Here is an 11,386-nt window from a genome sequence, read left to right as displayed (position 1 = left end):
CTTATCCCCTCAAAGGCACTGAATTTCTGGAGATTTCCCCATGAAGATACTTATCGCCGGTTCGACCGGTAAGACCGGCCTCAGGCTCGTGCGCGAATTGCAGACCCGGGGGCATTCCCCGATCGCGATGGTGCGCGAAAGTTCCGATACTAGCGGCTTGCCCGAAGGTGTCGAACAGCGTCGGGGCGATCTGACGGACCTCGATGACGATGTGACGCAAGGGTGCGAAGTCGTCGTGTTCGCCGCTGGTTCGGGCGGGGATACGTCCCCCGAAATGACCGACAAGGTTGACCGCGACGGTGCGAAGGCATTGGTCGATCTGTCGGTCAGCAGCGGAGTGCGGCGATTTGTCATGCTCAGCAGCATCGGCGCGGGTGACCCGGATCCGCAAAGCGATCTTGCCCACTACCTCGAGGCCAAGCACGCGGCGGACGAGCATCTGATGGCTACCGATCTGGAATACGCAATCCTGCGTCCGGTCGCTCTGACAGACGATGACGGCACTGGCGACGTCAGGCTCGGCGAGAATGCCGATCCAGAGGGCGAAGCTGCCCGCGGCGATGTTGCGCGGATACTGGCGGACGCTGCCGAAGCCCCGGAATGGGCGGGCAAGGTGCTTGAAATGGAAAGCGTAAAGTAACCCGAGGTGCCGAAGGCGTGGGGTGAGAAATTCGCCTCTGCGCCGCCGGCATTTGTGTTCCGAAAGGCGCAGGAGCCCGGCTTTCCGATCATCACGGCGCTCATGATCATCGAGCTTTTTGCAGGTGGTGGCCAAAGACGAGAGCCGCCTATCCCTCACGGCCCTCTCCGGTCAGATGTTCTTCTAGGTGTCGGGGGCAAAACCTGCCCCCGACCTCGTTTAGTGAACCCGTCCTCGTCAGGCCACCGCTGCACCGAAGAGTTGGCCCACCGCTGCCGTCAGCGCCATGGCCAGAACGCCCCAGAACGTGACGCGGAGGACCGATGGTATCAGTGGCGCACCACCGGCACGTGCGCCGAGCGCGCCCAGTATTGCAAGGCAGATCAAGGAAATCACCCCGACCGCCGGAACCAGCAACGCTGTGTCCACGAACGGCACGATGCTCAAGGGGGCTGCGGCGCCAACGGTGAACGTCAGCGCGGAGGCCAGAGCAGCCTGGAGCGGTCTTGCTGTCGTATGAGCGGAAATTCCCAGCTCGTCCCTGGCGTGGGTGGCCAACGCATCGTGGGCCATCATCTGGTCGGCAACCTGCAACGCCGTCTCGCGGTTGACCCCGCGTTCCTCATAGATTTTGGCGAGTTCTTCTCGTTCCGCATCGGGGAGGGTTTCCAGTTCCTGCTTCTCCCGGGCGAGATCGGCTTTCTCCGTGTCAGCTTGCGAACTGACGGAGACGTATTCCCCCGCTGCCATGGACATGGCCCCGGCGATGAGGGCCGCAACGCCGGCCACCAGAACGCCGGAACGGCTGGCGTCGGCGGATGCCACGCCAACTATCAGGCTGGCGGTCGAAACGATCCCGTCGTTCGCGCCCATCACGGCGGCCCGCAGCCATCCGATGCGCGCGACAGCGTGGGTTTCGTCGTGAAGGTGCAATCGGCTCATCGGTCAGGCTCCTCGTTGCGGCCCGGTATGAGACGCAAGCTTTCGCGATTTTCAGGCAATCTGCAACGGTTCGGTGCGTTATCCCGGTGAGCGGGTTGGCGTGGGGCGCGCGAAGCCCGCTTGCGCCTTGCGCTTCATTGCACCGGCCGGTTTGCGCGCACGGCGAGGAAGTAGAGCCCCGTGCCCACCACCAGTATCAGGCCGAGCATCTTGTAGGCTTCTGCGCTGGCCTGGCTGGCAACCCAGAAAGTCGAAATTGCCGCGAGCAAGGCGACGGCAAGATGCCACCGCGGTGCCGGGTGTTCGTCCCTGTTCTCCAGCACGGGCAACGCCAGGGCTGACAGAAGATACATCACGAGCCTCGACAATGTGCTGGCAATCGCCAGCGTGGCGAAGCCTGCCCACAGGCTGAACAGGATCGCCGCAGCGCCATAGAACAGGATCGAGACATCGGGCGTTTGGAACCGCTTCGAGATATGTGAGAAAGCGCGGGGCAAGGTACCCTGTTCGGCCATACCGAATGTCATGCGCGGCGTTACGATGCCGCCACTCAGCGTATTGGCGCCGATAGAGAAGGCAGCCGCTACCGAAATGGCCACTATTCCGGCTTGTCCCATCAACTCTCCGGCGGCGGCCGACAGCGCGCTTTCGTTTCCATCGACTGTCGGGGAAATCGCCAGGTACGCCCAGATCACCGCCATGTAGAGCAGCGCGACTGCAGCCAGTGTCGTCATCAGCGCGAGCGGCACATCGCGTTTTGGATTGCGCAATTCGCCAGCGGCAAAGGTCCCGTTCTCAAAAGCCATGTAGGCATAGAATGTCAGCAGAACCACGCTCTCCAATTCGCTGAATTGGGGCAGGCTGAAGCCTACGGCCGGATCGTGGGTGGCCAGCCCGATTACGACCAGTCCAATCAGCGGCAGGATCTTGATCGCGGTCATGACGCCCAGCGTTTTCACTGACGCGCGCATGCCCACCAGGTTCACAATTGTCGTGAAGACGATGAAGCCGACCACAGCGCTCGCCTTTACTGCCGGTTCGTTGAGCACCGGAAACAGCACGCCGAGATAGGCGACGGCCACCTGGGTATTCGCCGCCACGGCCACCACCCCCGATGCATAGCGGGACCAACCGGCCTGAAAGCCCGCAAACGGTCCGAAGGCGGCGTGAGCGTAGAGGACCGGCCCGCCGTGCCTGTCAAACCGGGTTGCGAGCGTGGAGAACACGAACGTCAGCGGCAGGATCAGCAACGCGCCGAACAGCATCATCCATGGTGCAAAATTGCCGACCGCCGCAACCATGATGGCGGGCAGGGCAAATATCCCTGCACCTATCATGCCGTTGATCGGGAAGAGGGCGGTGCCAAGAAACCCGATGGTGCGCGGCAATTCCTGTGTGTCTGGCATCCGTTCCCCCTCAAACGCTTGGCCGCTTCTCGCATCGACACGGCGCGAGCGCAAACCTGGTGCCTCATTTGCGGGGGTTAGTCTGGCGCGGACCCGACTTCTGTTGGAACCAGCCAGCTCACATCAGGGCTTCTGGCCACGCATCTTCGTCGGCAGCTTGGCCGCGCGCGGTCGACCGGTGCGCGGTTATTTCGTGGAGAACAGGAGGCGGCCAGGGCCGAGGCGATCCAGTATTTCGCCGATTTTGCTTTGCTCGAACGCGAAGCACCCCAGACTTCTTCCCACGCGGCCCTGCATTTGTGCCATCGAACGCTCGACATAGTCGGCGCCGTGGATGACGATCGCCCGCTCGAAGGCGAGGTCGTTTTCCGGGTCCAGACCATGCAGGCGGCGCGATCGGCCATGCTTGCCATGATAGGTGTCCCCGGTGAGAAAACTCCCGGCTGACGATGCGTTCGACCCGGGGCGATTGGAAAAGCGTTCGACGAAACCCGTGTTCGCCGGGTCCGATCCCCTGCCGTGCGACACCAGATACGACGCCTCTATGCGGCCCTGCTCCACGTTGAGGAGATGGAAGCGCGTTTCGCCCGAATGGACGCCATAATCGGCAACCGCGATCCGGTCGCGGTGGACAAGGCGCGACTGGTGACGCGCCATCGCATCGAGAGCCTGCGATGCAGCCGGGGGCAGGTGCTGCGGGGGTGCCTTTGGCGGGGGAACGGGGGTGGCGGGGGTGAGCGTTGGCGGGGCAACCGCAGCGCCCGGCGCGATGAAGCCGGCCGCCACGCACACTCCGCCGCCAACAAATTGACGTCTGCTGATTGTCATGATGCGATCCATGGGTAACATTCATGAAATGTGGTGGCAGGATTGATCGAGGCAAGATGAGGTGATCCGGTGCGCAGTCTGGGAATAGCGGTTCTGGCGATGGCGGTCCTGGTGTTCGCATGGTCGCCTGTTGCGGCGCAGGACGCCTCGCCGGCATGGTCGTCAGCCGATGTCTCGAAGCTCAAACAGTGGGTTGCAGCCGCCCCGCAAGACGCGCTCCCGCATATCCCGACAACCGAACTGGATCGGGCATTGGCCGGCGGCGATGCGGAAAAAATTTCTGCCGAGGCGCGCAAAATTGCCCTGCGGCTTGCAAAAATGCACTTGAAAGGAAGGGCCAGCAGCGCCGAGCGTCAGGGGTGGAATATCCGCGATACCGACGATGAGGACAGCCTTGGCCGGATGCTGGACGGTGCCCTTTCCGGCGGGGCGCTCGACACGTTCTTCGCCATGCAGCGGCCCGCTCATGCCGACTATTCGGCTTTGCGCGCTGCGTACGGGCGGGAAGCAGACGAACAGCGGCGGGGTGTGATCGCCCGAAACATGGAACGCTGGCGCTGGCTGCCGCGATCGCTCGGGGACGACTACGTCCTTGTCAACGCGGCCCGGTTTGAGGCTTATCTGTGGCGCGGCGGCGTGCAGGCCGGAACCTGGCGTGTGATCGTCGGCAAAACTTCCACGCCGACGCCTGTCTTCGATACGAGGATCGAAGGCGTCATACTCAACCCCTGGTGGGAAATCCCGGCGAGCATCGTGAGGGAAAGTGTCGGCGCGTTGGTAAGGCGGAACCCGTCGCTCGCCAGGTCGCGGGGCTATGTCTGGAGCGGGGGCCGGTATCGCCAACGGCCTGGTCCGAACAACGCTTTGGGCCAGATGAAGCTGGTCATGCCCAACCCTTTTTCGGTGTTCATGCATGACACACCCAACAAGACCCTGTTCGAGGAAGACGTGCGGGCCTTCAGCCATGGCTGCATCCGAACCGGCGAAGCCCTCGACTACGCAGCGACGCTGCTCGAAGGCGTCAGGACGAGGGAAGAGGTCGAACGGATCGTGGCCAGCGCAGAAACGACGCGGATCGATCTGGCCAAGCCGCTACCGCTCTACGTCGCGTATTTCACCGCTGTCGATGACGGGAAGGGCGGGATCGCCATTCTGGACGACATTTACGGAAGGGATCGCCGGATAAAGGCACTGGCAGATGGCCGCGCCAGCAAGGCGCAGTTTGCTGCTTTCGGGTGTGACACCAAGACCGGCGCCCAGGTCTGGTAAGGCCAGCGCACGCAGCGCGGATCAAGGCCGCAGTCGCACCGGTGCGGGTCAATACCCGCTTGCCTGCCCGTCCTTCCGCATTTCGGTTGCCCCGGTGTAGACCCCCGTTTCAGGATCGCGGGCGATGGCCTGATAGCCACCGAACATGATGCCATCGTCGACGATTTCGACCTTGTGGCCCATTTCGCGCAGCCGTTCGACTGTCGCCGCGGGAATGCCGGGTTCGACGTAAAGCGTGCCCAGCGGATCGGCGGAAGGCCCGGCCAGGCCCTCGGTCGGCTGGCGGCCGCCATCATGGTTGATCCGGGCAGCATCGCCTGCTTCCTGGAGGTTCATCCCGTAATCGACCAGGTTGATCAGCACCTGGACATGGCCCTGCGGCTGCATGCCGCCGCCCATCAGGCCAAGGGTCATCCATGGCTTGCCATCGCGCTTCACGAAGGCCGGAATGATCGTCTGGAAGGGGCGTTTGCCCGGCTGATAGGCGTTGGGATGCGCCGGATCGAGGCTATAGAGTTCGCCCCGATCCTGGAACATGAAACCGAGTCCGTCGGGGACCAATCCCCCGCCCATGCCGCGGTAGTTTGACTGGATCAGGCTCACCATCATCCCGTTCCTGTCGGCGACGGTGAGGTAGGTGGTGTCGCCTTCGCCTTCCAGCTTGGGTTCGCCGGGACCGAATTCGGGTGTGGCGCGATCGGGATCGATCAGGGCGAAACGCGCGGCCCCGTAGGCATCGTCGAGGAGTTCCATCGGGACCGGCGCGAAGTCGGGATCGGCATAAAAACGCGCGACATCGGCATAGGCGAGCCGCTTTGCCTCGGTTATGTAATGGATGACCTCGGGGCTGCCGCGGTCCCACTGGCTCAGGTCGATGTTCTTGAGGATGTTGACCATCTGCAAGGCCGCGAAGCCCTGGCTGTTGGGCGGCAGTTCGCAAAGCTCGTACCCGCGGCGATACAGTGTGCAGGCCGGCTCCACCCAATCGCTCGAATGCGCGGCGAAATCATCAAGGGTAAAGGCCGAACCCTGCTGTTGCAGGTAATCGACCATGACCCGCGCAAGATCGCCCTTGTAGAAAGCGTCGCGGCCGTCTTTGCCGATGGTCTCGAGCGTGTTCGCGAGATCGGGATTGCGGAAGATTTCCCCGACCTGCGGCGCTTCCCCATCGGCGAACCAGGTGGCGCGGGCGTTGGTGAAATCGAACTCGCCAGCCTTCGACCTTTGCTCGAACGAGCGTAAATTCCGGGCGAGATACATCGATATTACCGGCGCAACGGGATGCCCGTCGCGTGCGTAGCTCACGGTCGGTGCCAGAACCTCGCGCATCGGCAGTTTGCCGAAGCGTTCATGCATTGCAAACCAGGCGTCGACGGTGCCGGGAATGGTGACCGGCAAGGCACCGACCGGCGGAATTTCCGAGGCGCTTCCAAGCTTGGCGACGAGTTGGTCGAGTGTCTGGTTGCGCGGTGATCTTCCCGAACCGTTGATGCCGTGAAGCTTGCCCGTGTTCGGATCGTAGATGATCGCGAAAAGATCCCCCCCGATCCCGTTGCCGGTCGGCTCCATCAGGCCGAGCGCGGCGTTTGCGGCGATCGCTGCGTCAACCGCGCTGCCGCCAGCTTTCAGGATATCGAGGGCGATCTGGGTTGCCAGTGGGTGGGCCGTTGCGGCCATGCCGCGTCCGGCGACAACCGGACTGCGGGACCATTGTGCGCCAATTGGCCGTCCGCCCGCGCCGATCTGTTCGTCGATCGGGATCGCTGCGTCCTGCGGCTGGGCGGGCACGGAAACCAGACCCAATGCCAAAACCGCCGCTGTTGTCGCAAAACGCATTCCACTCTCCCCTTGGGCCGCGGTTCTTATGGTCGCTTGACCCGTGGGTGACAACCGGGGGGAGATCCCATTCGCCCCCGGTTCGTGGTTGGCTAGAACATGGCGCGCCCGCAATTATACGCGGGCAACGCGCCTGTGCCGGACCCTATGAAGCTGCTCCCATAGCGAAGGTGATCCTGCGCCAGAAAGTTCAGATACTCCTCGATATTCGGGTAACCGTCACCGTCTGCGTCCTCGTTTGCATCCCAGACGTTGGCGTTGGTGTTGGTGAAGCGGTTTTCCCATTCGTCGGGCATCCCGTCGTTGTCGCTGTCCTGTTTGGCGGCACCGGTGGACGAAATGGCGGCAAACCCGCCAGCTTGCGCGACCGTCGATGGAAAGCCACTGTCAAACAGGAAAGGCGCGCGGTCGCACGTCCGCAGATCGTCCACGTACATCCGGTCAACATTGTCACGGCAGGACCCGTCACGGCACAGATCCGCTCCGGCAAAGGCCAGGGCATCGCGCATCGCCTGAGCCGGGCCTGTCAGGTGCCACGCTTCGAACTGGCGGCCGTTTACACCCGGCGCGGCCGTGTAGTTGAGCGACTGGATAACGTCGAAACCCTTTACCGCGCAGTTGGCGGACCCTTGCGCGTTGACGCCGCACGCGTTGTCCGCATCGGCGGCGGTTGGGAAGCCGGCGGAGTTTCTCTGGGGATCGGACACCGTCTGCCCAAATTGGCCCGAGACCCGTGTGCGCTGCGTCACGTTGTCGCTCATGAAAACGCTGAAGCCATAGGGATCGACCGTGTCGCGGGCGAAAAATGCCGCCAGATAGTTCCCCGCTGGCTTGTCGTTGGGTCCGCGGAAGGCGACATTGGCCATGTAGTTCACATAGGCGCTGCCATTCTGGTTCGACAGCACACCTGTTTCGTCGGTGAAGTGATAGACGACGTTGTTGAACACGTCCGCCTGCCCGAAAGTCCCGACTACGCGCGGCTTGATCCCGAGGCCCAGATTGATGCCGCGGAATTGCCCGTGCTGCGAGATGTTGTGGGCAATCGTGATGTTGTTGCCGGGATTGACGAAGAAGGTCTTGCAGTGGGCCGACGATGTGTGGCCGGCGTTGAAGCAGATGTTGGGTCCGATGATCGACCATTGAATGGTGCAATCGCGGCAATTGGGGTTGAGGCTCTCGTCGGTGCCGAACATCGAGGATACGTGATCGATGATCTGGTGGCTCGTATCGTTGAGCCTTATCGGATCGCCATTGGTAGATATGCGGTCCGGGTGTTCCCCCAACCGCGCGCGAACGTGGCGCAGGATCATGTGATCGCCGCCCCCGCGCGTATCGATCAGCGAACTGACCGGATCGTAATTCGCACCGAGCCTGAATTCGATCCCGCCGGGTGATGTCTGGCCGGCAATGTAAATTCGCGGCGTGGTGATATTGGCCGGCGATTGCATCACGATCGCGCCGGCCACGTCGAACACGCAATAGCGGGGCCTGCCTGCGGGAATGGCGTACGGGGCCGTTACCTGCAGCGCGAGCGCGCATTCGCGATAGGTGATCTTGCCATCGCCGGGACTGGCGGAATCCTCGAGCGAGTTGATCTTGTACACGACCGCATTCGACGCACGAACGCGGGCGTTACGGCCGAAACCGATCGCCGTGGGGAAGGCGATGGGGTGCTTGGTCGCATCGGGAATATTCCCATCATCGGGATTGGCGAAGGCGGCACCGGTGCCACCCGTTGGTGGCGGCGAGGGCGTTGGCGTGGGTGTAGCGGTTGGCGTTGGTGTCGGCGTTGCCTGGCTGGTTGACGATCCGCCGCCGCCGCACGCGGCAAGCAATCCGCAAAGGGCCAATGCCCAGCCACCTCGAAACCATCCGGTTCTGCTGTTCGCGCGCACGATAGACCTCAATTTGAGTAATCACGCTCAAGATAACGCAGGCCGAAATCATCGCCCACCCGCGCGGCCCACCGCTCGGCACGTTTATGCTTCGTCTTGTCGAAACTGCGGGGAACAAGTTTAACAGCCGGGTTCGGAGATTGATCCGCGTCAAAAAGCGCAATTTCCAGAATCCCGACGAAATCAGGCGGGCCGGAATTTCCTTCGGATACTGTCGATAACCCGTTGAATAAACGTTCGTTCTTCGAAATCGTCATCGTAATAGTAGGAATACTTGGAATAATATTGCAGGGCATCGCCATATGCGAACCGTGCATGCTTGGCATAATTCACGCGTGTAATGACTGCGCCGATCAGATTGTTGCCCAGAACCTGCATCACGGATTTGAGCGTGTCGGGCGAGCTCTTGCCCCAGCGCGCGGTCATGACCGAGCCGTCCGCGTAGGCTGCAAGAACCTTGGCGTCGCGAAGGGCCATGACCGGGGGCGTATCGATCACGATGAAATCATATCGGGCCCGCAATTGCGCAAAGAGTTCGAGCAGCTTGTTCGTATCGAACATGGAAGCGGGATTATCCGGCATGCCCGTGACGGTCATACTGGCAAGTTGGGGAATTCGGGCCGAGTTCGAGATTGCCCCGTCGAGATCGGTCTGGCCCTTGAGATAGGTGTCGAGGCCCTGCGGGTGATCTTCGAGGCCGAGCATCTTGGTCAGACCGCGGCGCCGGAAATCGAAATCGAGGACAATGGCGCGCATTCCCTGACCGAGGGCCGACAGCGCCACGCCGAGAGAAACGGTCGACTTGCCCTCGCCGGGAAGAGCCGAAGTGACCATGATTACACGGCTGTTTTCCCCGTTCACGCGTGAAACGATTTCGAGGAATCCGTCACGGAACGCCTCGGCGAAGATCGATCGCGGGGTGTTCCCAGCGTCTTCGGGGCCTTCCATCTCGTTGGGAATGGTGCCCTTCTGCGGGATCATCGCGAAAGTAGGCAGCGATGTGATGCGCCTGATCTGATCCCCGCTGCGGATGCGGTTGTCGAAGGATTCCATGACCATCGCCAGGAAGACACCAAGGATCACGGCCGCTGCCATGGCCACGGCCAGCGTTTGGCGGGGCTTGGGAAAGCTGGGGCTGTCCGGCAGCAACGCGGTCGAGACGGGGATCGCTTCGGGGCGGGGATTGTCGCTGCGAAGCTGTAGCTCGGTCACGCGTTCCAGCATGCTGAGGTAAAGGCTGTTGGATGTCTGCACCTCCCGTTCGAGAGCGGCGAGTTCCGGATTGGCCATGTCCTGTCGGCGCGCGCGTGCGCGCAGGCCGCCAAGGTCGGAGGCGATCTGCCCGGCGCGGGCGTTGGCACCGGCGCGTTCGCTTTCCACAGCAGCCGATGCGCGGGCGGCTTCGGCAGCAACAGCCTGCTTCACCTCGCGCAGTTCGGCCGTGACCCTCATGACGTCAGGATGGCGTGCGCCGTATTGGGTGGAAAGGTTCGCAAGCTGGCTCTCGAGCGCGGATTCGCGGTTTCTCAGGTTATCGAGCAGGGGCGATCTCGCAGCTCCGGCTGCGCGCTGACGCGCCGCTGCCGCCGATGCCATGGCGCTTTCGCCGCGCGCCGATGAAATCGCCGCTGCGGCGCCCTGTATCTCTGCCGCGCCTGCGGCTTCGGCGAAGCTCGAATCGATTCCGTTGCGGCGCTTGAACTCCGCCACCTTGTATTCCGCGCCCTTGAGACGATCGCTCAACTCCTCGGTGCGCTCGCCCAGGTCTGCCAGTAGCCGGCTGTTGAGTTCGGCGATCTCCGCCGTGCGGTTCTCGGTGTAACTGTCCACGATCGCATTCGCGATATCCATGGCCCGCTGCGGGTTTTCCGATTTTGCAGTGATGACGATGAAGTTCGAGTTTCCGGCCTGTTCTACCGAAATGGCGGACAGCAAGCTGTCGATGGCCGCTTCGATCGTTTCAGCCGGAACGCCCGCGAGGCGCGGGTCGCTGGTGGTATCTTCGCCGTCGACCATAGCGGTGGATAGGTCATCTTGCGTGGCGGACGAACCTTCGGGCCGCAAGTCGGCAACCGGTTCGACCCCGCCGTTGAATTCCTCGACCCCGAGCAGGCCAAGATCGGCAATGACCTTGCGTGCAACGGGGCGTGACTTGAGCGCTTCCATCTGTACGCGAGCGGAATAATCTTCCTGCTGTTCCAGCTCGCTCACGGGGGGAGGCCGGTTGGGATCGGTGCTGCCGCCTGCGCCAACAGCGGCGTCCAGTTCCATCACCGCTGTCGCCGAATAGATCGGCGTTGCGAACCACAGCCACAACGATGTCACGGCCATCACCGCGAATACGACCGCCAGGATCAAACGCAGTCGCCGCCGCAGAACCGAAAGCAGGCCATGCGGACTGCCGACTTCGTCCTGGTAATCAACGGGTCCTGGCAGCGCCGGCGTCAGGAAACCTTCGCCATTGCCGGATTTAACGACATTCATTTTATGTCCTTCGAACAGCGGTTTGCCGTGGGCGCATGATACAGTGCGGGTGGGCCCAGCATAAGCGGCAAGCATAGAGGAAATCG

Annotated in this window: 8 protein-coding genes; 2 read left to right on the top strand and 6 right to left on the bottom strand. The window is 62.4% G+C overall.

All coding sequences use genetic code 11. From position 1 onward, the window contains the following. The first annotated feature begins 40 nt into the window (after positions 1 to 40). Positions 41 to 640 (top strand): SDR family oxidoreductase, encoded by a 600-nt coding sequence (locus VR863_RS07025; protein WP_324827758.1) that lies wholly within the window; start codon positions 41 to 43, stop codon positions 638 to 640. Between the two features lie 237 nt (positions 641 to 877). Here the strand turns inward: VR863_RS07025 and VR863_RS07020 are convergent, their stop codons facing one another. From VR863_RS07020 to VR863_RS07010, 3 genes are all read right to left on the bottom strand, one after another. Further along, positions 878 to 1,582, bottom strand: coding sequence for a VIT1/CCC1 transporter family protein (locus VR863_RS07020; RefSeq protein WP_324827757.1), 705 nt, complete (start codon positions 1,580 to 1,582; stop codon positions 878 to 880). A gap of 134 nt (positions 1,583 to 1,716) precedes the next feature. Beyond that, positions 1,717 to 2,988, bottom strand: coding sequence for an APC family permease (locus VR863_RS07015; protein WP_324827756.1), 1,272 nt, complete (start codon positions 2,986 to 2,988; stop codon positions 1,717 to 1,719). 186 nt (positions 2,989 to 3,174) lie between these two features. Continuing rightward, positions 3,175 to 3,816, bottom strand: a complete 642-nt coding sequence (locus tag VR863_RS07010; RefSeq protein ID WP_324827755.1) for a murein L,D-transpeptidase catalytic domain family protein — start codon at positions 3,814 to 3,816, stop codon at positions 3,175 to 3,177. Positions 3,817 to 3,885: 69 nt separating this feature from the next. On the opposite strand from VR863_RS07010, the gene VR863_RS07005 reads away from it, so the two are divergent. Beyond that, entirely contained in the window at positions 3,886 to 5,085 is a 1,200-nt protein-coding gene (locus VR863_RS07005; protein ID WP_324827754.1) for a L,D-transpeptidase family protein, read from the top strand. Positions 5,086 to 5,133: 48 nt separating this feature from the next. On the opposite strand, the gene ggt is transcribed toward VR863_RS07005, so the two are convergent. The 3 genes from ggt to VR863_RS06990 all read right to left on the bottom strand — a co-directional run bounded on the left by ggt (position 5,134) and on the right by VR863_RS06990 (position 11,300). Then, positions 5,134 to 6,921, bottom strand: coding sequence for a gamma-glutamyltransferase (gene ggt / locus VR863_RS07000; protein ID WP_324827753.1), 1,788 nt, complete (start codon positions 6,919 to 6,921; stop codon positions 5,134 to 5,136). Between the two features lie 92 nt (positions 6,922 to 7,013). After that, the gene (locus tag VR863_RS06995) at positions 7,014 to 8,771 is read right to left on the bottom strand and encodes a hypothetical protein (RefSeq protein ID WP_324827752.1); all 1,758 of its coding nucleotides are present in this window, start codon (positions 8,769 to 8,771) and stop codon (positions 7,014 to 7,016) included. A 228-nt stretch (positions 8,772 to 8,999) separates the two neighbouring features. Then, entirely contained in the window at positions 9,000 to 11,300 is a 2,301-nt protein-coding gene (locus tag VR863_RS06990; RefSeq protein ID WP_324827751.1) for a GumC family protein, read from the bottom strand. Positions 11,301 to 11,386 lie beyond the last annotated feature (86 nt).

It is taken from the genome of Qipengyuania zhejiangensis, assembly GCF_035607565.1.
GTDB classification, from domain to species: domain Bacteria; phylum Pseudomonadota; class Alphaproteobacteria; order Sphingomonadales; family Sphingomonadaceae; genus Qipengyuania; species Qipengyuania zhejiangensis.
Note: the sequence above shows the minus strand (reverse complement) of the source record. Positions and strands in the feature narration are given on the sequence as shown.

Coding starts and splice junctions, on each gene's coding strand:
- VR863_RS07010 (WP_324827755.1), bottom strand. CDS start 3,816: ATGACAATCAGCAGACGTCAATTTGTTGGCGGCGGAGTGTGCGTGGCG.
- VR863_RS07025 (WP_324827758.1), top strand. CDS start 41: ATGAAGATACTTATCGCCGGTTCGACCGGTAAGACCGGCCTCAGGCTC.
- VR863_RS07015 (WP_324827756.1), bottom strand. CDS start 2,988: ATGCCAGACACACAGGAATTGCCGCGCACCATCGGGTTTCTTGGCACC.
- ggt (WP_324827753.1), bottom strand. CDS start 6,921: ATGCGTTTTGCGACAACAGCGGCGGTTTTGGCATTGGGTCTGGTTTCC.
- VR863_RS06990 (WP_324827751.1), bottom strand. CDS start 11,300: ATGAATGTCGTTAAATCCGGCAATGGCGAAGGTTTCCTGACGCCGGCG.
- VR863_RS07020 (WP_324827757.1), bottom strand. CDS start 1,582: ATGAGCCGATTGCACCTTCACGACGAAACCCACGCTGTCGCGCGCATC.